The 24,244-nt window shown below is 65.5% G+C and carries 22 protein-coding genes; 9 read left to right on the top strand and 13 right to left on the bottom strand.

Annotation, left to right across the window (positions count from 1 at the left end):
* The first annotated feature begins 8 nt into the window (after nt 1-8).
* The 3 genes from KHO41_RS29530 (at nt 9) to KHO41_RS29520 (ending at nt 3,141) form a co-directional block, all read left to right on the top strand.
* Entirely contained in the window at nt 9-824 is an 816-nt protein-coding gene (locus KHO41_RS29530; protein ID WP_211956786.1) for an acyltransferase domain-containing protein, read from the top strand.
* A 272-nt stretch (nt 825-1,096) separates the two neighbouring features.
* Nucleotides 1,097-1,993: a cytochrome P450 gene (locus KHO41_RS29525; RefSeq protein WP_211956785.1), complete on the top strand. Its 897-nt coding sequence runs from the start codon at nt 1,097-1,099 to the stop codon at nt 1,991-1,993.
* A 185-nt stretch (nt 1,994-2,178) separates the two neighbouring features.
* On the top strand, nt 2,179-3,141 hold the full coding sequence (locus tag KHO41_RS29520; RefSeq protein ID WP_211956784.1) for a Bug family tripartite tricarboxylate transporter substrate binding protein: 963 nt from the start codon (nt 2,179-2,181) through the stop codon (nt 3,139-3,141).
* A 27-nt stretch (nt 3,142-3,168) separates the two neighbouring features.
* Here the strand turns inward: KHO41_RS29520 and KHO41_RS29515 are convergent, their stop codons facing one another.
* The 13 genes from KHO41_RS29515 to KHO41_RS29455 all read right to left on the bottom strand — a co-directional run bounded on the left by KHO41_RS29515 (nt 3,169) and on the right by KHO41_RS29455 (nt 18,187).
* A complete protein-coding gene (locus KHO41_RS29515) occupies nt 3,169-4,797 on the bottom strand; it encodes an NADP-dependent glyceraldehyde-3-phosphate dehydrogenase (protein ID WP_376989777.1) in 1,629 nt (542 codons plus the stop codon).
* Nucleotides 4,798-4,836: 39 nt separating this feature from the next.
* Complete coding sequence (pyk, locus tag KHO41_RS29510; protein WP_211956782.1) at nt 4,837-6,258, bottom strand: pyruvate kinase; 1,422 nt, start codon at nt 6,256-6,258, stop codon at nt 4,837-4,839.
* A 119-nt stretch (nt 6,259-6,377) separates the two neighbouring features.
* Nucleotides 6,378-7,193, bottom strand: a complete 816-nt coding sequence (locus KHO41_RS29505) for a shikimate dehydrogenase family protein (RefSeq protein WP_211956781.1) — start codon at nt 7,191-7,193, stop codon at nt 6,378-6,380.
* Nucleotides 7,194-7,217: 24 nt separating this feature from the next.
* Nucleotides 7,218-8,207, bottom strand: coding sequence for a 2-hydroxyacid dehydrogenase (locus KHO41_RS29500; RefSeq protein WP_211956780.1), 990 nt, complete (start codon nt 8,205-8,207; stop codon nt 7,218-7,220).
* 19 nt (nt 8,208-8,226) lie between these two features.
* Nucleotides 8,227-9,171 carry a sugar kinase gene (locus KHO41_RS29495; RefSeq protein ID WP_211956779.1) on the bottom strand — a complete coding sequence of 315 codons (945 nt, stop codon included), beginning with the start codon at nt 9,169-9,171 and terminating at the stop codon, nt 8,227-8,229.
* Nucleotides 9,168-9,956, bottom strand: a complete 789-nt coding sequence (locus tag KHO41_RS29490) for a sugar phosphate isomerase/epimerase family protein (protein WP_211956778.1) — start codon at nt 9,954-9,956, stop codon at nt 9,168-9,170. Before KHO41_RS29490 ends, KHO41_RS29495 begins: the two co-directional genes overlap by 4 nt.
* The gene (locus tag KHO41_RS29485) at nt 9,953-10,687 is read right to left on the bottom strand and encodes an amino acid ABC transporter ATP-binding protein (protein ID WP_211956777.1); all 735 of its coding nucleotides are present in this window, start codon (nt 10,685-10,687) and stop codon (nt 9,953-9,955) included. The genes KHO41_RS29490 and KHO41_RS29485 overlap by 4 nt, the downstream gene beginning before the upstream one ends.
* Complete coding sequence (locus KHO41_RS29480; protein ID WP_211956776.1) at nt 10,674-11,324, bottom strand: amino acid ABC transporter permease; 651 nt, start codon at nt 11,322-11,324, stop codon at nt 10,674-10,676. The genes KHO41_RS29485 and KHO41_RS29480 overlap by 14 nt, the downstream gene beginning before the upstream one ends.
* The gene (locus KHO41_RS29475; RefSeq protein WP_211956775.1) at nt 11,321-12,079 is read right to left on the bottom strand and encodes an amino acid ABC transporter permease; all 759 of its coding nucleotides are present in this window, start codon (nt 12,077-12,079) and stop codon (nt 11,321-11,323) included. The genes KHO41_RS29480 and KHO41_RS29475 overlap by 4 nt, the downstream gene beginning before the upstream one ends.
* A gap of 54 nt (nt 12,080-12,133) precedes the next feature.
* On the bottom strand, nt 12,134-12,937 hold the full coding sequence (locus KHO41_RS29470) for a transporter substrate-binding domain-containing protein (protein ID WP_211956774.1): 804 nt from the start codon (nt 12,935-12,937) through the stop codon (nt 12,134-12,136).
* Nucleotides 12,938-13,187: 250 nt separating this feature from the next.
* Nucleotides 13,188-14,231: a LacI family DNA-binding transcriptional regulator gene (locus KHO41_RS29465; RefSeq protein WP_244874094.1), complete on the bottom strand. Its 1,044-nt coding sequence runs from the start codon at nt 14,229-14,231 to the stop codon at nt 13,188-13,190.
* A 148-nt stretch (nt 14,232-14,379) separates the two neighbouring features.
* The gene (locus tag KHO41_RS29460; protein ID WP_211956773.1) at nt 14,380-17,022 is read right to left on the bottom strand and encodes a bifunctional diguanylate cyclase/phosphodiesterase; all 2,643 of its coding nucleotides are present in this window, start codon (nt 17,020-17,022) and stop codon (nt 14,380-14,382) included.
* A 457-nt stretch (nt 17,023-17,479) separates the two neighbouring features.
* The gene (locus tag KHO41_RS29455) at nt 17,480-18,187 is read right to left on the bottom strand and encodes a LuxR C-terminal-related transcriptional regulator (protein WP_244874093.1); all 708 of its coding nucleotides are present in this window, start codon (nt 18,185-18,187) and stop codon (nt 17,480-17,482) included.
* A 568-nt stretch (nt 18,188-18,755) separates the two neighbouring features.
* On the opposite strand from KHO41_RS29455, the gene tssB reads away from it, so the two are divergent.
* The 6 genes from tssB to KHO41_RS29425 all read left to right on the top strand — a co-directional run.
* Nucleotides 18,756-19,304 carry a type VI secretion system contractile sheath small subunit gene (gene tssB, locus KHO41_RS29450; protein WP_211956771.1) on the top strand — a complete coding sequence of 183 codons (549 nt, stop codon included), beginning with the start codon at nt 18,756-18,758 and terminating at the stop codon, nt 19,302-19,304.
* Nucleotides 19,305-19,347: 43 nt separating this feature from the next.
* Nucleotides 19,348-20,850 (top strand): type VI secretion system contractile sheath large subunit, encoded by a 1,503-nt coding sequence (gene tssC / locus KHO41_RS29445; RefSeq protein ID WP_211956770.1) that lies wholly within the window; start codon nt 19,348-19,350, stop codon nt 20,848-20,850.
* A gap of 101 nt (nt 20,851-20,951) precedes the next feature.
* Nucleotides 20,952-21,434 carry an Hcp family type VI secretion system effector gene (locus KHO41_RS29440; protein WP_011297894.1) on the top strand — a complete coding sequence of 161 codons (483 nt, stop codon included), beginning with the start codon at nt 20,952-20,954 and terminating at the stop codon, nt 21,432-21,434.
* Nucleotides 21,435-21,475: 41 nt separating this feature from the next.
* Nucleotides 21,476-21,940 carry a type VI secretion system baseplate subunit TssE gene (gene tssE / locus KHO41_RS29435; protein ID WP_211956769.1) on the top strand — a complete coding sequence of 155 codons (465 nt, stop codon included), beginning with the start codon at nt 21,476-21,478 and terminating at the stop codon, nt 21,938-21,940.
* The gene (gene tssF, locus KHO41_RS29430) at nt 21,933-23,693 is read left to right on the top strand and encodes a type VI secretion system baseplate subunit TssF (protein ID WP_211956768.1); all 1,761 of its coding nucleotides are present in this window, start codon (nt 21,933-21,935) and stop codon (nt 23,691-23,693) included. The genes tssE and tssF overlap by 8 nt, the downstream gene beginning before the upstream one ends.
* Nucleotides 23,648-24,244 (top strand): type VI secretion system baseplate subunit TssG (locus KHO41_RS29425; protein WP_244874092.1); only part of this gene is annotated, 597 nt, incomplete at its 3' end. The genes tssF and KHO41_RS29425, both read left to right, overlap by 46 nt.

The following is a 24,244-nucleotide window of genomic DNA, read 5'->3' as shown; positions in this document are numbered from 1 at the left end:
GATCGCTGATGCAACGCGAAGCACGTTTTGCCGACATGCTCGCGCAGTGCGATGCGATTCTCGTGGAAGAGGCCGGTTGGAGCCTGCGGCAACTGTGGGAAGAAGAGGGCGAGGTGACCGACCTGCCGAGAAACTTCCCGCTGATGGTCGCTTTCCAGGTCAGCCTGTTTGAAATGCTGGTGCATCACGGCATCCGGCCGGATGCGGTGATCGGCATGAGTTGCGGCGAGGTATCCGCTGCCTATGCCACGGGCGCGCTCGGACTTCGCGACGCACTGCGAATCGCCGTGCATGGCGGGAAGTCGATGGAGCCTGTGGCCACGCAATGCCGCATGGCCCTGGTCTGGCTGCCTGCCGCAGCGTGTCGCGCCATCACGGATCGGATCAGCATTGCGGCGATCATGGCGCCGGAACTCACCGTGATCTCCGGCTTGAACGAGGACGTGATGTCTGTCACGCATCGATTGGCGGAAAGACGTGTCCCTGTCCATCCTCTTCCGCTGCCATGGGGCGTTCACACGACGCTGCTGCCGCAGCGCCATCCGCTGTTCGAGGCAGCGGTAGGGAGACTCGCCCCCGGTCCCGCACGGTGCCAGGCGTTTTCGACTTCGGGGGGAGATTGGACGTCATTTGATTTCGATGGCGCACGATGGTGGCGCATGTTTCGCGAGCCTGTGCTGTTCTCACCCGGAATCCGCGCATTCGCCGAGCGAGGCATCACGACGTTCATAGAAGCCGGACCCGCTTCGACGTTCGATTCGCTGTTGCCGCGATTGGGGGCCTCGGCGGTTTCCTTCACGGATGCGTTGGCGGTGGGCGCATGATGACAACACAACCGCTTCGCACATTGCCCGCTCCCTACCCGGAGTACGCGAGGCTGCGGCGAGACAGGCCGGTTTTCCATGATGCTGAAGCCGGTGTCTGGATCGTCAGCCGGTTTGAAGATGTGCGGACCGTGCTGCGGGACCATCGGCATTTCAGCTCCTGCGTACTCGGTCAGGACAATTTTGAGATTCGGGCGCCAGAGGACGGCGCTGTCCTGCCGAATGAGGAGACGCTCCTGGCCTCCGATCCTCCTCGGCATGATGCATTGCGCATGCATGTCGGACGGCTGTTTGCACCGGAACGGCTAGTGGCGTGCGAGGCGGCTGCGTGCCGTGAACTGGATCGCGTTGTCGTGAAGCTTGTGCAGGACAGTCGATTCGAGATCGTGCAGGACGTATGCAAGCCGGTCGTCGCTGCCGTGATGGCCTCGGTCTTCGGCCTCGACGCGCGCTGGAGTGCATGCGTTGCACAATGGCTGCAAGTCAGCGGCCAGTGCAATGCGCGTTCCCGCCCCGCGTCGCTCAAGGCAAGCTTTGACGCCATGCTCGATGAGATATGGCACGCCGCCGCGCATTGTCCCGATGCCGGCCTGGGTATGTTCATGGCGGCCTGCCGCCGTGGCGAAGTCGATGCCCGGCACGTACTGGACCTGACCGTTACGCTCCTGAAGGGCGGGGCGGATACGACGACTTACCTGGTCGGAAACGTGCTGGCGCTGCTGGCGGAACAACCGTGCCTGGCTTCCGACATACGCCGCGATCCGACCTTGATTCCCGCGCTGGTCGAGGCATCGCTGCGGCGTGATTCGCCGGTGCAGCTGACGGTCCGGGTGACGACTGCCGACGTCGAGTTGGCCGGACACCGCATTCCCGCAAACTCGCGCGTGATGCTGTTGCTCGGTTCCGCCAATCGCGACGAGGCAGTGTTCGGCAGCGAGGACGACATTCATCTTGACCGGAGGGCGAAGTCCCATCTCGCCTTCGGGGCGGGTCCGCATCGATGCCCGGGCGTAGCGCTGGCAAGGATGCAGGGCAGGGTGATCGTGCATGCGCTGATGACACGCCTGCCCGCGTTCAGGCTGGTGCCGGAGCATGCCCGCGAGGTCGAGCTCTGGGCCCTGCGTGGTTTCGACCACCTGGAAGCGGAGTTCCTGGCTTCGTCGCGGTAGGCCCTGACTGCCGCTGGAGCCATTGACACCGCGCAATCAATGCATCAACGCAGTAAGGGCGGGCTATTTGTCACTTTTGGAATTATGCGTCATTTCCAGCTTTATCCCGGCATGATCCCTTACACTGGGCCAGAGGTTTCCGATGGGAATCAACTTCGCCGACCAGCCCGGAATGTGAGTCATCCATGCGAATTCCCCGCAAGCTGCTTCACATTGCCGCATTGCTGCTCTCACTGGCTGTCACTGGGCAGGCTCCCGCGGCGTCCTACCCGGAGCATCCCGTCGAACTCGTGGTGCCGAGCACGGCAGGCGGCGGTACCGATACGGTCGCACGCGCGTTCAGCGAAGCCATGCGCAAGTACCTGTCGCAGCCGCTGACCGTGGTGAACAAGCCCGGTGCCAGTGGCGCAATCGGCATGACGGAAGTGGCCCGCGCGAAGCCGGATGGCTACAAGCTCGGCATCATCATCGCGGAAGCCGTGATCATCCCGCATCTCGGGCCGACCACGTTCGATCCCGCCCAGCTGGTGCCGATCGCGCGTTTGAATGCCGATCCGTCCGCGATCACGGTCAAGGCCGATTCGCGCTGGAACACCATCGAGGCGTTCCTGGCATTCGCCAGGGCGCACCCTGGAGAGGTGCAGGTCGGGAATTCCGGTCCGGGCTCGATCTGGCACCTTGCGGCGACGGCGCTGGAGGACAAGGCGCACGTCAGGTTCAATCATGTGCCGTTCACCGGTGCGGCGCCGGCGCTGGTGGCGCTGATGGGCGGGCATATCGACGCGGTGGCCGTCAGTCCCGCCGAGGTATCGGCCTATGTGGCAGCGGGCAAGCTGAAGACGCTCGCGGTGATGGCCGGGCAGCGTGTCAGCGGCTTCGAGAACGTGCCGACGCTGCGCGAGCGGGGTATCGACCTCGCGATCGGGACATGGCGCGGGCTGGCCGCGCCCAAAGGCACGCCGCCCGAGGTGCTTGAAATCCTTGCGGCCGCCAGCCGCAAGGCGGTGGCGGACCCGGTGTTCGTCGCGGCGCTGCGCCGGCAGAACCTGGGCGTTGCCTATGCCGACGCGGCGACGTTCAAGGCGATGATCGCGGCTGACGATGCGGTGATGAAGGCGCTGGTGGCCAGGACCAACCTGAAGAAGTGAGAGTGAGGCTGGCCCGGGCCGCAAGGCTCAGAAGATGAAGCGCGTGTTGATGAAGGTCGACTTGTGTCCGAGCACGATTTCGTCCAGCAGCGCTTTCGATGCATTGGTTGCCTTGGCGGCGATCATGGTGCGGATCGAAAAGGCGCGCAGCGCATCGCTGACCGACAGGGTCCCTTCGGCCGAATCCTTCCTTCCCGTAAACGGAAACACATCCGGCCCCCGCTGGCATTGGCAATTGATGTTCACGCGGCAAACCTGGTTCACCAGCGGATCCACCAGCCGCGCGATCTGCTCGGGATCGGTCCCGAAGATGCTCACCTGCTGCCCATAGTCGGACGACTCGACGTAATCCAATGCCGTGCTGACATCATCGAACGGCACAACCGGAATCACCGGGCCAAACTGTTCTTCACGATACAAGCGCATGCGTGCGTCGACCGGATAGACAATGGCCGGCACGACCAGCGAAGCACAGGCGAGGCCGCCGGCAGGGTTCAGCACCTCGGCACCCTTTGACTGCGCATCGGCAATGCACTCCGCGATATAGCGCGGCTTGTTGGCATCCGGCAGCGGCGTGATGGATACGCCGGCTTCCCACGGCATGCCAAGCTTGAGCTGGCCTACCGCGTCGACGAGCTTGTCGAGGAAGGGCCGCGCCACCGACCGGTGCACCAGCAGCGTTTTCAACGCCGTGCAGCGCTGGCCGTTGAACGAGAGCGCCCCCAGCACGCATTCCCTGACGGCGAGATCGAGATCCGCATCCGGCAGCACGATGGCCGCGTTCTTGGCATCCAGGCCGAGCACGGCACGCAGGCGGTTGGTCTTGGGATGCAGTTTCTTGAGCTGGTCCGCCACGCGCGATGACCCGATCAGCGCCAGTACGTTGACCTTGCCGGAAGCCATCAGCGGCGGCACCACCTCTTCCCCACGGCCGTAAACGGTGTTGACCACGCCAGGCGGAAAGGCCGCGCGGAACGCCTCCAGGATCGGTTCGAACAGCAGCGTGCCGAACTTCGGCGGCTTGAACAGCACCACGTTGCCCATGATCAGCGCCGGGATCAGGGTGGTGAAGGTTTCATTCAGCGGGTAGTTGTAGGGTCCCATGCACAGCACCACGCCCAGCGGCGCGCGGCGTACCTGGGCGATGGTTTCCTCGACCACCTGGAAACGCGAATTGTTGTTGTCGAGTTCCTTCAGCGCATCGATGGTCTGCCGGATATAGGCGATGGTGCGATCGAATTCCTTGGCCGAGTCGGCTGCCGACTTGCCGATTTCCCACATGATCAGCTTGACGATCTGTGTGCGCTGTTCCAGCAGGCGCCGCGTGAAATCCTGCACGTGTGCGATGCGGGCCTCGACCGCCATGGTCGGCCACGGTCCCGTGCCCGATGCGTAGGCGGCCACCGCGGCGTCGAGGGCCTGCAGGCTTTCCTTGACGGTGGTGACGGGGAAGCTGCCCACCTCCACGGCAGTCAGGTTGTCATGGTCGTCGCGGACTTGTACTGGTGAAAGGACAGTGCGAAAAGGGCCATCCCAGCTTTGGATGTTTCCGTTAATGAGGATCCCGCGTTGGTGCAAGGGGGCATCCAGGCGCTGTTCAGCCGGGATGTCGGCAAGGCGAGGGAAATGGCGGGCCAGATCGGCTTGGGTCGGTATGGAGGGCATGGTCGGTCAGCAGGACAGTGCGGTGGGCGGTCAGACAGGAGAGACGAGACGCAGCAGGTTGGTAGACCCCGGCGTGCCGAACGGCATGCCGGCGACGATGGCGAACGGTTGCTGGTCCGAGGCGAAGCCTTCGCGCTTGGCCACTTCGGTGGCGTGCGCAACCATCTCTTCGACGCTATGCGCGTCATGGGTATGGACCGGGTGGACGCCCCAGACCAGCGCCAGCCGCCGCGCGGTTTGCGCGTGGGGCGTCATGCCCACGATCGGCACATTCGGCCGCTCGCGCGCCACGCGCAACGCACTGGCGCCGGACACGGTGTAGGTCACGCAGGCAGTCAGCGGCAGGATGTCGGCGACGGTACGGATCGCCGCGCCGATGGCGTCCGCCGATACGGCGTCGCGCCGGGTGGCAATGGCGTGCATGGTGTCGCGCTGCAGCTTGTCCCGCTCGGTATTGCGGATGATGCGGGCCATCATCTGCACGGCTTCGACCGGATACTCGCCCGACGCGGACTCGGCCGACAGCATGACGGCGTCCACCCCGTCATACACGGCGGTGGCGACGTCCGACGCCTCCGCCCGCGTCGGCGCGGGGGCACCGATCATGGATTCCAGCATCTGCGTAGCCACGACCAGCGGCTTGCCGGCCTCGCGGCAGAGGCGGGTCAGGCGCTTCTGGATTGCCGGCACTTCCTCGGGCGGCATTTCGACGCCCAGATCGCCGCGGGCCACCATGATGCCGTCGGCCGCGCCGACGATGGCATCGATGTCGGTCAGCGCTGCGGGCTTCTCGATCTTGGCCATGATCGCCACGTCCTTGCCGACGATCGCGCGGACCTCTTCGATATCGCGTGCCGACTGGACGAAGGACAGGGCGATCCAGTCGACGCCGAGCGTCATGCCGAAGCGCAGGTCGCGGTGATCCTTCTCCGTCAACGCTGACAGGTTCAGCGCGCAGTCTGGCACGTTGACACCTTTGCGGTCGGACACGGTGCCACCGGTCTCCACGATGGTTTCCGCGAAGTCCGGGCCGGCTTCGCGCACGCGCAGGCGCACCCGACCGTCGTCGATCAACAGCGCGTGGCCAGGCCGCAGCGCCTCGAAGATCTCGCGGTGCGGCAAGTGGGCGACGTGCTGGCTGCCCGGCACGGCGTCCAGCTGCAGGCGGAACGGCTGCCCGGCGTTGAGCCGGACCGGGCCGCCGGGGAACGTGCCCAGCCGCAGCTTCGGGCCCTGCAGGTCCAGCAGCACGCCTGCAGGCCGGCCGGTCAGCGATTCCGCCTCGCGGATCAGGGCCAGCCGGGCCTGGTGGTCCTCATGGGTGCCATGGCTGAAGTTCAGGCGGAAGGTGTCGGCACCAGCCTTGAAGAGCTGGAGGATCATCTCCGCGGTGGAAGAGGCTGGGCCAAGCGTGGCAACGATCTTGGTGTGTCGCTCGCGTCGGAGGGTCATTGGAAGGCTCCGTCGAACGTGGAGCATGGGACGGCAAGCGGGCGGGTGCTGATACGGGTCATGGGAGCGAGTGAGCGAGTGAGCGTGTAGGCGTCAGGAAGCAAAGGGCGGCGGAGCGCTTAGGACAGGCGGGCAATCTCCTCAAGCAACGCGGTCTCCATGGCCTCGATCGGTGCGCGCGCGCACCCGGTGTAGAACTCGACCTGGGCGCATGCCTGGTGCAGCATCATGCGTGTGCCGTCGATGGTGCGGCAGCCAAGCGCGGCGGCATCGCGGATCAGCTTGCTCCTGACCGGGATAAAGGCGGCATCCATGACGATCAGGTGTGCGGCGAGTTGTCCGGAGACCGGGTTGACGTCGGGGGCGCGAAAGCCCGCGGCGGTCGCGTTGGCGAGCATGTCGAAATCCGCCGCGCGGAAGTCCGCCAGCCCACCGCCAAAGCGCAGACCAAGCGACGCGGCCAGTTCTTCGCCGCGTGCCGCGGTGCGATTGAACACAGTCACGCTGGCGCCGGCCTGGCACAGGCCGTAGGCCATCGCCCGCGCCGCGCCACCTGCGCCCAGCAGTGCAATGCGCTTGCCGGCCACCTCGGTCACTTCCTCGAAGGCGCGCACGGCGCCGATGCAATCCGTGTTGTAGCCGGTCAGTACACCATCGAGGTTGTTGATGGTATTGACTGCGCCAATGGCGCGGGCGGTTTCATCGAGATGGTCCAGATGCGGAATCACGGCCTGCTTGTGCGGCATCGAGACATTCATGCCGCGCACGCCCAGCGCGCGGATCGATTTCACCGCGCCGGGCACGTCCTGCACGCCGAAGCACACAAAGGTGTAGTCGATTCCGAGCGCGCGGTAGGCGGCATTGTGGATGCGCACATTGAAGGTAAAGGGCTCGCCCATGATCGAGCCGCACAGCGTGGGAATGGAACTTGGCATTGCGGGATGTCCTTGCGGGGAAAGTCAGGCGGCTGCCTGGGGAGCAAAGGCGGCCACGTCGAAGCGCGCGGCCGGTTGCCGACCGGCGAGCGCGTCCAGCAGGTTGCGCGTGGCAAGCTCGGCCATCGCGCGCCGGGTCTCATGCGTGGCCGAGCCGATATGGGGCAGGGCGGTGACCATGGGATGGATGCGCAGCGGCGAATCCTGCGGCAGTGGTTCGGTGGCGAAGACGTCCAGCCCGGCGGCGCGCAGGTGGCCGCTGTCCAGCGCCGCGAGCAGCGCGTCTTCCTGCACGATCTGGCCGCGCGCGCCGTTGACAAAGATGGCACCCGGCTTCATCAGCGCGAACTCGCGCTGGCCCATGAGGCCACGCGTGCTGTCGGTGAGGGGCAGCGTGACCGCGACGATATCGGCGCGCCGCAGGGCATCGTCGAGATTGGTCCGCGTCGCGCGCCCCACCAGATCGGGCGGCTCCGCCGCCGTCTCGTTGACGTAAAGCACTTCCATGCCGAAGCCAAGCGCCGCGCGTCGTGCCACCGCCTGGCCGATGCGCCCGAAGCCCAGGATCGCCAGTGTCTTGCCATGCACGTCCCAGCCGAACAGGTTCTCGCCGATATTGGCAGCCCAGCGGCCCTCGCGCACATGGGCTGCCAGCTCGACCAATCGTCGGCTCGTGGCCATGATGAGCGCGAAGACAGTGTCGGCGGTGGTCTCGGTGAGTACGCCGGGCGTGTGGCACAGCATGATGCCGCGACGGTGCAGGCAGGCGAGGTCGTAGTTGTCGACGCCCACCGAAATACTGGAAATCACCTCCAGTCGGCCGGCATCGGCCAGTTCCGCCCCGCCTAGCTTTACGCTGGAGCCAATGAGTCCATGGGCGCTTGCCAGCGCGGCGCGGAAAGCCGGGCGTTGTGCCGGCTGGCGCGGGTCGGCCACGATCACGTCATGCTCGGACTCGATCCTGGCGAGCAGGTCGTCAGGTATCGAGCGAAACACCAATACATTCTTGCGCATGGATATCCTCGCAGTGGCTTCACAAACTGGCTGCCGCCAGTTGGGCATGAGTGGGCAAGCCTTCGGTATCGCCGCGGACCTGGACTGCGCGCGCGCCGATCCATGCACCGCGACGGACGGCGTCGCCCACCGGCCGGCCTTCCAGCAGCGCGCTGATCACGCCCACGGCAAAGCCATCACCGGCGCCCACGGTGTCGACGACTTTCGTCACGTTGAATGCCTCGACATGACCGGTGCCGGACTCGCCATCGAAGTACGCACCGTCGGCGCCAAGCTTCACCACCACCAACCTGGCACCGCGGGCCCGATAAAAGGCGGCGATGCGCTCCGGCTCGGCATGGCCGGTAAGGAAGCGTCCTTCTTCGATGCCGGGCAGCACCCAGTCGCACTGCTGCGCCAGGTCGTTCAGCGTCTCCCGCATCAGCTCGGGCGTGGCCCACAGCGTGGGCCGCAGGTTCGGATCGAACGAGATCGTGCGTCCGGCGGCGCGCATGGTGGAGATGGCCTGGCGCGTGGCGGCTTGCGTGCCGTCGGCGAGCGCGGGAAATACGCCGGTGACGTGCAGGTGCCGCGAGCGCCGCAGCCACTTGTCGTCCAGGTGTCCGGGAGTCATGCGGCTCGCCGCCGAGCCGCGGCGGTGGTACTCGACGGGCGGATCGCTGCCGTCATCGACACGGCCCTTGAACTGGAAACCGGTGCGTTCTCCGGGTTCGCACACGACCTGGCTGCAATCCACGCCTTCGCGTTGCATTTCACTGAGGAGGTAGCGCGCCATCGAGTCGTTGCCGAGCCGGCTGGCCCAGCCGACCTTCAGGCCAAGGCGCGACAGGCCGATCGCCACATTGGTCTCGGCACCGGCGGTGCGCTTGTGGAAGGTCTGCGCGCCTTCGAGCGGCCCGGCTTCTCCGGCGACCAGCATCAGCATCGCCTCGCCCAGCGTGACCACGTCGAGATCGGGGCTCATGCGGGCACCTCCACCGAGCGCAGCAGTTCGACATGACTGCGGGTGACCTGTACCAGATCTTCGCCTTGCAGCGGGAATTCGATTGCACGGGCAACGTGGGCGGGCAGGCGGCGCAGGATGCTGCGCCAGGGTGCCGCAGACTGGTCGAGCGGCACGGCGACCCATTTGGCAGGGGTGCGCTGCACGCCCTTGCAGTGCACGTAGCCGACGCCGGCGCCGAAGACCTGCGCGGCGTCGAGCGGGTCTTCGCCGGTCCAGTGCCAGTTGCCCATGTCGAAGGTCATCGGCACGGTCTCGCCGAGTGCCGCGATGCGCGCGAAGAAATCGCGCAGCGGCGGTACCGTGCCGGCCTGGGCGGTCTGGTCGTTTTCCACGACGAGCTCGATGCCATCGTGCCGCAGCCATGGGAGCAAGGCTTCCAGCGACGTACCTGTCCGATAGCCGCCAAGCGACATCTTGACCCGGGTCGCACCGAGCGCCGACGCAGTCGTGAAGGCGCGGTCGAGCGCGGCAGCGTCTACGCTGCCTGCGTCATCCCACAGGCCTTCCGGGCTCGACCAGACCACGCCCAGTCCATGCTGCCCGGCGACCTCGCGCTGTTCGCTGACTTCATCCTTGTGCCCGCGCTGGAGTTCGCCGCGGAATTCCACGCCGTCCGCGCCCGCGGCCGCTGCAATGCGTGCCAGCGCAGCCTGTCCGTCGCGCAGGGCGAGGTCGGCGCCATAGGCCGTCAGCGAGATCAGCACCGGCGGGCGTGAAGCGTCATTGGTTTGCCGCTGGCTCATTTCAGTGCTCCCGCGCTGAGGAATTGTTGCAGCTCGGGCGTCTGCGGCTGTGCGAACAACGCCTTGGAAGGCCCCGCTTCGTGGACCTTGCCCTGGTGCATGAAGATGGTGGTATGCGCCATGCGGCGCGCGAACTCCATCTCATGCGTGACCAGCACCATGGTCATGCCGGAGGCGGCCAGGTTTTCCATGACCCGCAGCACTTCCGCCGTCAGCTCGGGGTCGAGCGCGGAGGTGACCTCGTCGAACAGCATGACCTTGGGCTCCATCGCCAGCGACCTGGCGATGGCCACGCGCTGCTGCTGCCCGCCCGACAACTGCTCGGGGTAGCGGTCCTTCTTGTCCAGCAGGCCGACCTGGGTCAGCACCTGATCGACGATGCCGTCGATCTTGCCCGCGGCCATCTTCTTCACGATGGATGGCGCCAGCGCGATGTTCTCGCCCACGGTCAGGTGCGGAAACAGGTTGTAGCTCTGGAACACCATGCCCACGTCGCGGCGCAGGTCCAGCAGGCGCTTGCGGTCGTGGTCCAGCTTGTGCCCGGCAACGGTGATATTGCCGGCATTGATCGTCTCCAGGCCGTTCAGGCAACGCAGCATGGTGCTCTTGCCGGAACCGCTGCGGCCAATGATGGCGACCACCTGGCCGGGCTCGATCGCAAACGACACGCCCTTCAGGACTTCGACGTGGCCATAGGACTTGTGCACGCCCTGTGCTTCAACGATTGACATGGAGCCTCCTTTCCATGCGCCTGGCTGCCGACGACAGCGGGAAGCAAAGCGCGAAGTAGATAAGTGCGACGACCACAAAGACCGCGAAGGGCTGGAAGGTCGCGTTGTTGATCAGCTGGCCGGCGCGCGTCAGTTCGACGACGCCGATGATGGAAGTGATCGAGGTGTTCTTGACCAGCTGGACCGAGAACCCCACCGTGGGCGGCAGCGCCAGCCGGACCGCCTGCGGCAGCACCACGTAGCGCAGTTGCTGCCAGCGGGTCAGGGCAAGCGCCTCGCTGGCCTCCCACTGTCCCTGCGGCACGGCCTCGATGCAGCCGCGCCAGATTTCGCCAAGATAGGCGCTCGCGTAGATCGACATCGCCAGCATGGCCGCGACCATTGGCGACAGCTTGAGCCCCAGCACGGAGAGCCCGTAGTAGCTCAGGAACAGCACGATCAGCACCGGCGTTCCTTGCACCACCTGGATATAGGCCGTACTGGCCAGGCGCAGCAGGGGGCTTCTGGCGGTGCGCGCCAGCGCCACCAGGAAACCGGCCAGCGTGCCGCCGACGAAGGCGAGCAAAGTCACCCAGAGCGTCCAGCGTGCCGCCAGGAGCAGGATTTCAAGATGATTCCAGGAGAACTCGGTAATCATTTCGCGCTCCCGGCCATCGCTGTCGTCAATTCCACCTTCGCCAGCGGCATGGCCGGCGCCGTGCGGGCCAGCTTTCGTGCACGCCCCACCACGCGGCGCCGCTTGAACACCAGGTTGCCGATCAGGGCAAAGATGGCGCGCAACAGCAGGGCCAGCCCGATATAGAGGAACATGACCAGGATGTAGCTCTCGAAGGTGCGGAAGGTCTGCGAATCGATCTGGCTGGCGACTGCGGTCAACTCCTCCACCGAGATCGCCGACACCACGCTCGACGTCAGCATCATCAGCGTGAACTGGCTGGTCAGGGCCGGATAGACCTTCTCGAAGGCCGGCACCAGCGCGACGTGGCGGATCAACTGCCAGCGCGTCATGCCCAGCGCGGCGGCAGCCTCGAGCTGCGAGCGGTGAACCGCCTGCAAACCCGCCCGGATGATTTCCGTGGAGTAGGCGCCGAGGTTCACGGTCATCGCAACCACTGCGGCGGTGACCGCATCGATCTGCAGGCCCACGGTCGGCAAGCCGAAGAAGATGATGAAGAGCTGGATCAGGAACGGCGTGTTGCGGATGGCTTCCACATAGGCCCTGGCGGCGCGCTGCAGCCAGGGGCCGCCAAAGGCGGCAGCGATGGCGCCTGCGGTGCCGACCACGGTACCGAGCAGGATCGAACCGAAGCTGAGCGCCAGCGTCATCGCCGCGCCTTCCGCGAAGCGGTCCAGCTGCGACAACACCGGGGTCCATTCGAATTGGTAGTTCATGCGGGTCTCCTGGCACGCCGGCTCGCGCCGGCGCGCAACATCAGGCTGCCTGGTTCAGAACGCCTGCAGCGCGGGCAGCGCCTTGCCGGTCCACTTCTGCGCAATGGCATCGAGTTCGCCATTGAGCTTCACGTAGGAGATGGTGGTGTTGAGCCACTGGCGCAGCTCGAAGGCATCGCGGCGCACGGCCATCGAATTCGGCTGCACCGAGAACGCAAACTTGGCGTCGAACTTGCCGGCACCGCGCGCCTTCATGATCTCGTTGCCGGTGGTATTGGGCAGGGCGATGGCGTCGACCTGGTTGCTGATCAGTGCCTGCGCGCAGGTGGCGTCGTCCTCGAAGCGGACGATATTCATGCCGGGCACGGCCAGCCGGGTCAGCGCGGTGTCCTGCGTGGTGCCGCGCGTCACGCCTACTTTTTTCTTCCCGAGTTCGGTCAGCTTCGTGTACTTGGCGGCCACGGGCGCAAAGATGGTCAGCTCGAACGCGCTGTACGGGGCGCTGAACATGATGGCCCGTGCCCGCTCGGGCGTCGGTGCCAGTGTCGCGACCAGGAAATCAACCTTGCCGGATTCCAGCGCCGGAATCCGGCTTGGCGAGGTGAGCGGGACGATGTCGACGGGCACACCCAGGTACTTGCCCAGCAGGTTGGCCACGTCGACGTCATAGCCCGCGGGCTTGCCGGTGGCGTCCGTGGTGCCGAAGGGTGGGGCGCCGGTCACCACGCCGATGGTGACCTTGCCCTTCTTGACGATCTCGGCGACGGTCTGTGCCTGGGCGGTGAAAGCGGCGCTGGTCAGGACCAGCAGAGTCAGCACGGGCGCGGCTACGCGGCGCAACAAGCGTTGGACGTTCATCAATGTCTCCTGCACAGAATTGGAATGTGTCGCTGGCATCGCAGCGTTCGGCAAACACCGTCTTGAAACCGGTTTCAGAATTATAGGAAACCGGTTTCAGAGGTCCAGCAGTGGAAACCCTTAGGAGCAAGGCGGCGCTTTTTACGGAGCGGGAAGCAGCAATTTCCCGCACCCGCTGGCGGTGCGCAGCGGGTGCCAGGCGTGGATCAGGACGCGCACGGGCGAGTGCCGGCGCAGGCGGGCGAGGGGATCAGGTGCGGCGGGTGGACCCGCGCGTGACCAGGGTGCCGGGCAACAGGACCCGACGTGGTGGCAGCTGCGTGCCTTGCAGGCGCTCGAGCAGGCAGTTGGTGGCGACGCGCCCGATGTCGTCGGTGGGCTGGGAAATGGCACTAAGGCCAGGCCCGACCAATGCCGCCCATTCCGGATCATCGAAGCCAATCAGGCCAAGGTCTTTGCCCAGCTGCCACCCCAGTCGGCCGGCGGATGCGGCCACGCGCAGCGAGATGACCGCGTTGGCGGCCAGCACGGCAATGGGCGCCGTGCCGGCGCGACGGCGCAGCTCGCGCAGCGCTTCATCCAGGGCATTGTCGTCACCGCGCTGGGCTTCAAAGGCGGTCCCGCTGACCGTGTCGGCGTGTTCGGCGACAAAGCCCTGAAAAGCGCGGGCCCGCTCATTGCGTGAGCTGATGGCCTTGATCGGCTCGCTGATGAAGAGCAGGTGCCGATAGCCGGCATCGACGAGATGGCCGGCCGCCTCATGGACCGCGGTCAGGTTGTCCAGGGCCACCAGGTCCACTTCCGCATCGCCGACCTTGCGGTCGACCAGCACCACCGGCTTGCCCAATTGCGCCGCGTCGGCCAGGGCACCGGCATCGTGACCCAGCGTGTGCAGGATAAAGCCTTCGACCCGATAAGCCGACAGTGAGCGAATGGCTTCGCGCTCCAGTTGCTCGTCGTTGCCGAGATTGAACAGCATCACCATATAGCCGGCGTCGCGGCAGGCCTTTTCCACGCCACGCAGCACGGCCACCGAGAACGAATTGGAAACATCCGCCACCACGAGCCCGATCAGGCGCGACTTGCCGCGCTTGAGCCCCTGCGCCATGGGGCTGGGGCTATAGCCGAGCGCGCGTATGGCCGCGGCCACGCGCGCTTCGACATCTGCCGATAACTGCTCGCCGCCCCGGTTCAGGTAGCGCGATACGGTTGCCTTCGAGACTCCCGCATAGTCGGCAACATCCTGGATGGTGAGTTTTTCCGCAGGTTTCACGTCGGGTGCAGGTTGGGTCACAGGGTCGGCATCGAATTCGGTTTCGTTGAAACCAGTTTCACAATTATGCCTCGACCGTGCCCGGATTTACCACCCACGGCAGCCCTTCGAGGGAATTGCATGGGCAGCGCCAGAGCCTCGGCACGAACGACTTAGGACGCCGGATGCCTCAAGTCACGGTGCTCACAAAGGCCTCGAACGCGCTGGCCTCCACTGGCGGACAGAAGAAGTGGCCCTGCCCGTAGTCGCAGCCGGCAGCCAGCAGGATGTCGCGCTGCGATTCGGTTTCGACGCCCTCGGCAATCACGCGGATGCGCAGTGCATGCGCCATGCTGATGATGGCCCGGCACAAGGCCACGTCGTCCGGGCCCCGCGTCAGCGAGCGGATGAAGGACCGGTCGATCTTGATGTAGTCAATGTCCAGGCGCCGCAAGTACGACAAGGAGGAGTAGCCGGTGCCGAAGTCGTCGAGCGCGATCTCGATGCCGGCCGCCTGGAAGCGGGAGAGCTGATCCATGATATCGGCGCTCTGCTCCATCAACGAGCCTTCGGTGATCTCGATGACAAGGCTGCCCACCGGGACGTTTCTGCGCTCGATCATGCTGGACCAGGACTCGGGCCCGTTGGCAGGCGCGCAGAACTCCATGGGTGATTTGTTCACCGAGATCTGGAAGCCCTTGCCCAGCAGCGCCTGCCAACGCGCAAGCCGGTCCAGCGCTTCTGCCAGCACCCAGCGGCCGATGTCGATGATGAGTCCGGATTCCTCCGCAACGGGAATGAAATCGGCAGGGTGGATCGGCCCGCGCACCGGATGGTTCCAGCGAATCAAGGCCTCGGCCTTGCAGACCTTGCCCGTGCGCAGATCGACAATGGGCTGGTAGTGCAGCGCGAACTGCCTGGACGCCAGCGCCGTGCGCAGGTCCTGCGTGATGCGCAGGCGCTCCCTCTCGGCCTGCAGCAGCGCCTGGGTGAAGATCTTCCAGCGATTGCGACCCTCCTCCTTGGCGGCAAACATCGCGTGGTCGGCGTACACCAGCAGGGTTTCGGCGTTGTCGGCGTCCTTGGGATAGATCGCCACGCCGATGCTGGCCGACACCACGACCAGCTCGCCGGCCAGGCGGTAAGGCGCGGCAATCTGCTTCAGGATCGCCTCGGCAATGTCCCCGGCAACACCGGCATCGCCCACCGCGGGCAGGATCACGGTGAACTCGTCGCCAGCCAGCCGCGCCACGGTATCCGACGCGCGCACCGATGCCCCAATGCGCCGCGCCGCCTCCAGCAGCAACAGGTCGCCCTGGTTATGGCCGAGGGTATCGTTCACCTCCTTGAAGCGATCCAGGTCGATGAACAGCAGCGCCAGCACATCCTGCGTGCCACGCGAACGCTCGATCTCCTGCTCCAGCCGCTCGAAGAACAGGCGGCGGTTGGGCAGATCCGTGAGCGCGTCGAAATTCGCCTGGTGCCGGATGACTTCCTCCGCCTGGCGCTTCTCGGTCATGTCATGGATCAGCGCGACGCGGCGGCGCTCGCCATACGCGTCAGCCAGATAGGTATCCACGGTCAGGTAGGCGGGAAACTCGCTGCCGTCCTTGCGGCGGATGAGGAATTCGCCGCTCCATCTGCCCTTGGCGTTCACGGTAGCCCGCACGCGTTCGACCAGCGCTGCCGCATTACTTGCCCCGCTGACGCTATAGCTGGAGCGGCCCTTGATTTCCTCGGCGGTATAGCCGGTGGCGGCCGCGAACGCTGGATTCACGTCGATGATGGTGCCCTCGAGCGACGTCACCACCATGGCCTCGCTACTGGACGAGTAGACCAGCGAAGCCAGTCGCATCTCCTCCAGATGGCGCCGTCGCTCCGCCATGGAGCGGCGCAGGCTGTAGTACAACAGGCCAAGCAGCAGCGTCGAAGCGATGGCACCGGCGAACGCAACGCGGCGATAGACCTCGTAGGGCGCCAGCACCAGGTCGATCGACTCGCCCACCACGAAATTGAGCCCGAACTCCGGAATACGGTAATAGCCGAAGACCCGTTCCACGCCTTCGGAACCCGACACCGCGCGATAACTACCAGACTGGGGCGATGCACTATCCAGGTACGGCCTGTTGCTGACCGACCTTGCCAGCGAGCCCTCCAGCGCCGGCACGCGCGCAATGACCTGGCCGGAAGTCTTGATGACCGACGCCACTTCGCCGTCGCGGTTAGTGAACGATTGCGCAAAGCTGGCGAACTGCTCGGGACTGACCGAGACCACGATGACCCCATCGAAGCGGCCCGCGCGCAGGATGGGACGCGTGAACTGGATCGACCATTTGCGCGAGATCTTGCCCTTCACCGGGTCGCTGATGAACAACGTGTCGCGCCCGCCCGCGTTCTGATGGACCCGGAAATGCTCGCGCCCGCTCAGGTCGACCTTCTCGCCGGACGCGGGCGGGGCGATGGACGAGTAGATAAGCAGGCCATGCTTGTCGATCACCGCCACCTGGAACGACAGGTCCACCACCAGGTTCTCCCGCTCACGCACCAGGTCGATGAATCCCGTCTGGCCGACCAGCCAGCTGGTCCGCAGGTCCAGGAGGAACTCGGACAGCCGCAGGATGCTCGATTTCGAGTAGGCGCCGAACGCCAGCGCCTCCGATTGGGTGCGCTCCGCCGCGTCGTGCAGCAAGCGGTCCCGCTCGCTTGCGAGCTGAAACGCCGCGAACGCCCATGTTGCAATCAGCCACGCCGCCGCCCCCAGGTTCAACGGGGAAAAGACCTGGCGCAGGCGCTGCAGCGCCTTGCCAAATCGGGTGGTCGAGCGTTCTGGCATCAAATGGGTATCGCAGCGCAGCGCAGCGAAGAATCGACATCGATAGCAGGCTAGCCGAGGTCAGCCCACCCGACAAGCAGCATGCGCGTTTGTCCACGCTCCCTGCGTGGAACCGGCGCGACATGCGCCGAAAGCATCACGTCATGATTGAATGATTCCCTCAGGCGTTCTTGTCACGCAGGGACCTGTTCCACGACGGGCCTTGCTTCGACATCGCTACTGCACGCGGTGACTGCCAGCGTGCCGGCCCACCGGCTGCGGGCCGCGCCCGCCAGAGGACACTGGAGCGGGATCGAGATGATCTGGAGTGCTGGAAGACTTCAGGGGCGCGGTTGCCGTCGCCAGGGAACCGATTGATCTGCCCTAGAAAGTGGCCACCGGTCCGAGGACGGACGAGCTAAAAGCGATGGGCGGCTTTTACCGGAACTCATCTGCGGCGAATTTTCAAAATGGCCGCTTAGTTCAGCAGCCCATACCGGCGCGCTTCAAAGGTGGCCTGCGTGCGCGTCTTGACGCCCAGTTTCTTGTGGATGTTCTTGACGTGCGATTCGATGGTCAACGTGGACAGCGACAGCGCGGCGGCGATTTCGCGGTTGGTCGCGCCCCGGTCGATGCAGCGCAGGATCTCCAGTTCGCGCGCGCTCAGCGGGCCCCTGGCCACGGCGCCGGCGCGGCCGGCGGCCGGGCTGCAGGCGGCGTGCGGGTCGGCAGGCACCAGCGACTGCAGGACTTGCCTGGCGATGAACGGATCGATCGGCATGCCGCCGCGCAGGGCACTGCGCAGGCAGACCGAGAGTTCAGTGTCGTCGCGTTCCTTGAGCAGGTAGCCGCTGGCTCCGGCGCGCAAGGCACTCATTACGTCGGCTTCGGCGGCCGGATCGGAGATCACCACGATCGGCAGGCGCGGATCGCGCGCATGCAGCGCGCCGATCAGGTCGATGCCATTGCCTTTGGCCAGGCTGCTGTCGACCAGGGCCATGTCGAATGGGCGTTCGACCAGCAGGGCATGGGCCTCGTCGGGGCAGCAGGTGTAGGCGAGTGCGTCTGCCGTGTAGTCGAGATCCGAGAGGATCGCGCAGAGGCGGGCGCGCATACGCTTTTCGTGTCCGACCAGCAAGAGGTTCCCCGACAGCGCAGGCTTCTTGTTGGCAATAGTTGGATTCATGTGGAAATGAGGGTTGACGGGCGAGCCACACTTTTGCCGTCCACGCCGCAGGCAGAAAACTGACATCAATGCATCGCTCTCAGAATACCCAAAAATGAGCAATTCGATGCCATCGACTTTCGCGTTTCTGGCAACTTTGCGCGAACTACAGAAAATACCGGATTACAGGTATTGTCCTGTCCAAGTGGCACAGCGTAAATTTCGCCTGACTTCCGTTGCACAACCAACAGAAACACAAAGATTTAGGGGTCAAAAGCGCGGAAGTAGGGGTTTTCCCGGGGATGTCGTGTTGTTTCTGACACAACAAGTTCCGGGGCAAAAAGAGAGCCTGACGGGGCGAACGAGCTGGCAGCGCCCGCTGCCTGTGCACGCCGTCCCGATAGGAACGGGTAGCTAAAACACAAAGATTGCCAAAGAAGGCTTGCCTTGCGGCTGATGCGGCGTAGGCCGTCTTCGACCTCGGCGTGGGACGATGATTTCGTCTACGCCGGGGGGCTTTGCCATGCGCACGATATTTGTGCGAATTCGATGATTGTTCGGACGCATTCAAGTCCTTCCGGAGAGTTCCATGTCCAATAGCCTGCAGAAGTGGGTCGGGCGCAATCGCCCGCCCCGTGTCCAGATCTCGTACGACGTCGAAGTGGGTGACGCCATCGAGAAGCGTGAATTGCCCATGGTGGTCGGCCTTCTGGCCGACCTGTCGGGCCATCCCGCCGAGCCGCTGCCCAAGCTGAAGGAGCGCCGCTTCGTCGAGGTCGACCGCGACAACTTCGACGAGATCATGGGCAAGATCGCGCCGCGCCTGGAGCTGTCGGTTCCCGACACCATGAAGGACGGGCAGTCCAACCTGAAGGTCGAACTGAACTTCGAGAAGTTCGCCGACTTCCATCCGGAAAGCCTGGTGGGGCAGATTCCGCGCCTGGCCAAGCTGCTCGAGGCGCGCCAGCAACTGCGCGACCTGTTGGGCAAGCTCGACGGCAACGACGAGCTCGACTCGCTGCTCGAGCGCATCGTGCGCGATGCCGATGAGCTGAAGAAGGTGCGCAGCGAAGCCGACGCCGGCCAGCCGGCCGCAGCGAGCGAAGTAGCCGCAGAAACGCCGGCCGACGCCAGCTAAGTCCGAAGCATAGGAAGCAACGAATTCCCTGAGGGTGATCCAGATGGCAAGCAATCCTATCGCCGAAGCGGCGACCGAATCGACGGCGGCGGCCGCTGCCGCAACCGAACTGACCCTGCTCGAGCGCATCGTGCAGGAAGGCAACATGGCCGTGGAGCCATCGCAGAGCGTCTACGCGAAGAAGCTGATCGGCCAGTTGGCCTCGCAGATTCTCGACGAAGGCATGCGCACCAGCCCCGACAAGAGCCTGGTGGCAACCATCAACGAGCGCGTGGCCGAGATCGACCAGCTGATCTCCGACCAGCTCAACGCGATCATGCACGACGCGGACTTCCAGGCGCTGGAAGCGTCGTGGACCGGCCTGCATGACATGGTGTACGGCACCGAGACCGGCCAGAACCTGAAGCTGCGCCTGCTCAACGTCAGCAAGCGCGACCTGCTGAAGGACCTGGAGTCGGCGGTCGACCACGACATGAGCGTGCTGTTCAAGAAGGTCTACGAAGAAGAGTACGGCACCTTCGGCGGCTATCCCTACACCGTGCTGATCGGCGACTACAGCTTTGGCCGCCATCCGCAGGACCTGGCGCTGCTGGAGCGCGTGTCGAAGGTGGCCGCAGCCGCCCACGCACCGTTCATTGCCTCGGCCGCGCCGAGCCTGTTCGACCTCAAGACGTTCACCGACCTGGGCGTGGCGCGCGACCTCTCGAAGATCTTCGAGAGCGCCGAGCTGGCTGCCTGGCGCTCCTTCCGCGAGTCGGAGGATTCGCGCTATGTGTCGCTGGTGCTGCCGTCCTACGCGGCACGCCTGCCGTACGGCGCCAAGACCAACCCCGTCGAGAACTTCAACTTCGAGGAAGACGTCGACGGCACCGATCACGGCAAGTACCTGTGGGCCAACTCGGCCTACCAGCTCGGTCTGCGCATCACCGGCGCCTTCTCCCGCTACGGCTGGGCAACCGCGATCCGCGGCGTGGAAGGCGGCGGCAAGGTGGACGGCATGGTTGCCCACGCCTACAAGACCGACGAAGGCGACGTGGTGCTCAAGTGCCCGACCGAGGTGACCATCACCGACCGTCGCGAGAAGGAGCTCAACGACCTCGGCTTCATCGCCATCGTCAACGCCAAGGGCTCCAACAGCGCCACCTTCTTCGGCAGCCAGACCGCCAACAAGCCCAAGATCTACAACAAGGACTCGGCCAACGCCAACGCGCAGCTGTCGGCACGCCTGCCGTACGTGCTGGCGGCATCGCGCTTCGCGCATTACCTGAAGGTGATCATGCGCGACAAGGTGGGTAGCTTCCAGAACCGCACCGACGTGGAGAACTTCCTCAACAACTGGATCGCGGATTACGTGCTGATCAACCCGTCGGCGTCGCAGGAAGCCAAGGCGCGGTTCCCGCTCAGCGAGGCACGGGTCGATGTGACGGAAGTGCCGGGCAAGCCGGGCGCCTATCGTGCGACCTGCTTCCTGAAGCCGCACTTCCAGATGGAAGAGCTGACCGCATCGATGCGCCTGGTGGCCGAATTGCCGGCCGCAGCCGCCTGATCGATACCGTCGCGCGGTGCAAGGCGGCGGGACGATGCCGCCCCCTTGCACCGCAGCCAGCCTGCTGACCTTACCCGAGTTTCTCCGGAGCCAAACAAGCCATGGACACCATCATCCTCGAGATCACTGATATCAAGGGCAACACCAAGATCACCGGCCACGAAGACAAGATCCAGATCATGTCTTTCAGCAATGGTGTATCGATGCACATGAACCGGGATGTCTCCAATTCCGAGCGCACCATGGGTCGCCCGGACTTCCAGAACATCACCCTCAGCAAGATGACCGACCAGGCCACCCCGGGCCTGTACGGCGCCTGCGCCGGCGGCAAGGACCTTGGCGTGGTCAAGCTGCTGATGGGGCGCAACGAGGGCGACACGTTCATGCCGCTGATGACCTACACGCTGAAGAACACCATGGTCAGCAACATCAGCACCGGCGGTGGCGGCAGCGAAGCGATGGACACGTTCTGCCTGGACTTCACCGAGATCAAGGTCGAATACACCAAGCAGGGTTCGGACTCGAAGAAGCAGGGCACGGCCGCTTTCGGCTGGGACCTGGCTACCAACAAGGCCGTTTCCTGAGCGGCAGGCCTGCCTGGCGGACCTGAGCCCGAGGCGATCCCATGGCGACGATCATCAGCGGCGCACCCGTGCCCCTGTTCGAACGGCTGGCGTCCGGCGGCACCGAGCCGTCGGCGCACCTGCTCGACGGGGCGCAGTTGCGCCAATCGGTGGCGCGCGAACTGGGACGCCTGCTCAATACGCGCTCGCGCCTGTCCGCCGAAGCTTTCCTCGCCAGCGAGGGCACGGTGCTTGATTACGGCCTGCCCGACTGCTCTTCGCGTTCGCTGCAGTCCGGCCCGGACCGCGCGCTGATTGCCGCGCTGGTGCGGCATGCCGTGACCTTGTTCGAGCCGCGGCTGCGCAACGTGAACGTGCAATTTAGTCCCCCTTTGAACACCGCGTTGGCGCAGCCGGTCCTGCTGATCGACGGTGAGCTTTGTCTTGGCCAGGCGCCCGAGCGGGTTTCGTTCGAACTGGCCGCAGGCGACGAGACGGCCCAGCTGCGCGGGGCCGATCATGGCTGAGCTGGGCGAAGGCGACATCCTGCACTACTACAAGCGGGAGCTGTCCTATCTGCGTACGCAGGGCGCGGCTTTCGCCGAACGCTATCCCAAGGTGGCGTCGCGCCTGGCGCTGCACGGCACCGAATCGCTTGACCCGCATACCGAACGCCTGATCGAGGCGACAGCCTTCCTGGCCGCACGTGTGCACCGCGATCTCGACCAGTCCTTTCCGCAGGTCGCATCGTCGCTGCTGGAAAACGTCTGCCCGGCGCTGGTGCAGCCGCTGCCCTCGATGACCGTGGTGCAGTTCGCGCTCGACCCGAGCCAGGGCAAGGTCACCGCGGGCTACCGGGTACCTCGCCATACCGGACTGCAGGCCCGCACCGAGAACGATCAGACCTGCCGCTTCCGCACCAGCTGGGACACGACGCTGTGGCCGCTGACGGTCGAGCAGGCCCGGCTCGACCAGGACCATACGCTGCGCCTGACGCTTGCCTGTGCCGACGGTGTCGACTTCTCGGAGCTGGAACTCACCACGCTGCGCCTGCACCTGCATGGCGACTGGATGGTGACGATGCCGCTTTACGAACTGCTGGTGAGCGGGGTGGCCGGCGTGCGCATCGAGCCGTGCGACGGCGAGGCCTCGCTGCTGCCGGCTTCGGCCTGGCGTGAGGTCGGCTACGATGCGGACGAGGCCGTGCTGCCGCAGCCGCCCAATGCGCAACCGGCTTATGGGTTGATGCAGGAGTACTTCGCCTTTCCGCGCAAGTTCCACTTCTTCGATCTGGCGTTGCCCGCGGGCCGGCTTGGGCGCGGTACGCGCTGCGATATCGTGCTGCGTCTGGCGCGCGTGTCGCGCGGCATGGCGCGCATCGGCGCCAGCAATTTCCGTCTCGGCTGCGTGCCGGCCATCAACCTGTTCTCGCAGACCAGCGAGCCGATCGTGCTCGACCAGCGTCACTACGAGTACCGGCTGGTGGCGGACCAGCGGCGCGAGGCCGCCACCGAGATCCATTCGGTCAGCTCGGTCGTGCTGTCCGATCCGGCCAGCGATCGAACCCAGGCAGTGCCACCGGTTGCCGCGGCCAGCGGCGACGCGGGCGCCGATGGGGTGTATTGGTGGACCCGCCGCGAGCCGACCCTGCGGCCCGGCCTGTCCGGCACCGACACCTACCTGAGCTTTGTCGATGCGGGCAAGTCCACCGGCCAGCCGGCAGCGCCGGTCGCCTATGCCAACGTGCTGTGCACCAACCGGCGCCTGGCCGAGCAGGTGCCGGTGGGCGCGCGCATGCTGGTGGAGAACGTCTCGCAGAACGCGCGCGTGCGTTTGCTGTACGAGCCGACGGTGCAGCGCAATCCGCCGCTGGGCGGCGAATCACTGTGGCGGCTGGTGTCGTTGCTGACGCTGCATCACGGCACGCTGGCCAGCGGTGCTACCGGTCGCCACGAGGTGCAGCAGATGCTGCGCCTCTTCGCCGCCGACGGCAGCCGCGAACTGGAACAGATCCGTGGCATACGCAGCGTGCAATCGCGCGGTGTCACCGCACATATCGGCGGCGATGCCTGGCGCGGCTTCTGCCGTGGCACCGAGATCGCCATCGAGTTCGATGCCGACGCCTTTGCCGGGGGATCGCCGCTGTTGATGGGCGCCGTGCTGGCGCGCTTCTTCGCGTTGTACACCTCGGTCAATTCCTTTGTGCGGCTGGTGGTGCGCCGCGGAGACGAGATATGGAAGCAATGGGAGCCGATGACCGGCTGCCAGACGCTGCTGTGATCGACCGTCTCGCCGCCAACCCCGCCGCGTTCAACCTGTTCCAGGCCATCGGCCTGCTGGAACGGGCCACGCCCGGTACGCATCCGCTCGGCCACGGCGACGGCAGCGGCGAGGCCGTTCGCCTGCGCGGGCTGGTCTCGCTGGCCTTCCAGCCACGCGATGTGGCATCGGTGGTTGCCGGTGCGCCGCAAGATGCCGACCATGCCGACAGTGAGCTGCCCCCGGGGGCCGGCCAGCCGCCCTACACGCTGACCACGCCGGCCCTGTCGCTGGCGGGGGCAAATGGGCCGCTGCCATTGCCTTACACCGAGCTGCTGCTGGAGCGCCGCGCGGCGCGCGACCACGCCATGGCGGAGCTGCTCGACATCTTCAATCACCGCTTCCTGTCTTTCCTTTATCGCGGTCGCGTCAAGCACGCGCCGGGGCTGGGCGCGCAGGCGCCTGCCACCACGACGATGGCCGCCTGCCTCGACGCGCTCAGCAACCTGGGCCTGCGTGCCGGCCTGCGCGGTCCGGCCGGCGCTGCGCCCTGGCTGCGCCACGCCGGCCTG

Origin of the sequence: Cupriavidus numazuensis (assembly GCF_905397435.1) — a bacterium.
In the GTDB taxonomy this organism is placed as follows: Bacteria; Pseudomonadota; Gammaproteobacteria; order Burkholderiales; family Burkholderiaceae; genus Cupriavidus; species Cupriavidus numazuensis.
This window is presented reverse-complemented; position numbering and strand designations above follow the sequence as displayed.

What these genes read in the sequence shown, in the direction of transcription:
- KHO41_RS29480 (WP_211956776.1), bottom strand. Translation starts at nt 11,324, where the DNA reads ATGATTACCGAGTTCTCCTGGAATCATCTTGAAATCCTGCTCCTGGCG.
- KHO41_RS29500 (WP_211956780.1), bottom strand. Translation starts at nt 8,207, where the DNA reads ATGCGCAAGAATGTATTGGTGTTTCGCTCGATACCTGACGACCTGCTC.
- KHO41_RS29505 (WP_211956781.1), bottom strand. Translation starts at nt 7,193, where the DNA reads ATGCCAAGTTCCATTCCCACGCTGTGCGGCTCGATCATGGGCGAGCCC.
- KHO41_RS29495 (WP_211956779.1), bottom strand. Translation starts at nt 9,171, where the DNA reads ATGAGCCCCGATCTCGACGTGGTCACGCTGGGCGAGGCGATGCTGATG.
- tssE (WP_211956769.1), top strand. Translation starts at nt 21,476, where the DNA reads ATGGCGACGATCATCAGCGGCGCACCCGTGCCCCTGTTCGAACGGCTG.
- tssB (WP_211956771.1), top strand. Translation starts at nt 18,756, where the DNA reads ATGTCCAATAGCCTGCAGAAGTGGGTCGGGCGCAATCGCCCGCCCCGT.
- KHO41_RS29440 (WP_011297894.1), top strand. Translation starts at nt 20,952, where the DNA reads ATGGACACCATCATCCTCGAGATCACTGATATCAAGGGCAACACCAAG.
- KHO41_RS29520 (WP_211956784.1), top strand. Translation starts at nt 2,179, where the DNA reads ATGCGAATTCCCCGCAAGCTGCTTCACATTGCCGCATTGCTGCTCTCA.
- KHO41_RS29490 (WP_211956778.1), bottom strand. Translation starts at nt 9,956, where the DNA reads ATGAGCCAGCGGCAAACCAATGACGCTTCACGCCCGCCGGTGCTGATC.
- KHO41_RS29475 (WP_211956775.1), bottom strand. Translation starts at nt 12,079, where the DNA reads ATGAACTACCAATTCGAATGGACCCCGGTGTTGTCGCAGCTGGACCGC.
- KHO41_RS29460 (WP_211956773.1), bottom strand. Translation starts at nt 17,022, where the DNA reads ATGCCAGAACGCTCGACCACCCGATTTGGCAAGGCGCTGCAGCGCCTG.
- KHO41_RS29525 (WP_211956785.1), top strand. Translation starts at nt 1,097, where the DNA reads ATGCATGTCGGACGGCTGTTTGCACCGGAACGGCTAGTGGCGTGCGAG.
- KHO41_RS29470 (WP_211956774.1), bottom strand. Translation starts at nt 12,937, where the DNA reads ATGAACGTCCAACGCTTGTTGCGCCGCGTAGCCGCGCCCGTGCTGACT.
- pyk (WP_211956782.1), bottom strand. Translation starts at nt 6,258, where the DNA reads ATGACCCTCCGACGCGAGCGACACACCAAGATCGTTGCCACGCTTGGC.
- KHO41_RS29530 (WP_211956786.1), top strand. Translation starts at nt 9, where the DNA reads ATGCAACGCGAAGCACGTTTTGCCGACATGCTCGCGCAGTGCGATGCG.
- KHO41_RS29485 (WP_211956777.1), bottom strand. Translation starts at nt 10,687, where the DNA reads ATGTCAATCGTTGAAGCACAGGGCGTGCACAAGTCCTATGGCCACGTC.
- tssF (WP_211956768.1), top strand. Translation starts at nt 21,933, where the DNA reads ATGGCTGAGCTGGGCGAAGGCGACATCCTGCACTACTACAAGCGGGAG.
- KHO41_RS29455 (WP_244874093.1), bottom strand. Translation starts at nt 18,187, where the DNA reads ATGAATCCAACTATTGCCAACAAGAAGCCTGCGCTGTCGGGGAACCTC.
- tssC (WP_211956770.1), top strand. Translation starts at nt 19,348, where the DNA reads ATGGCAAGCAATCCTATCGCCGAAGCGGCGACCGAATCGACGGCGGCG.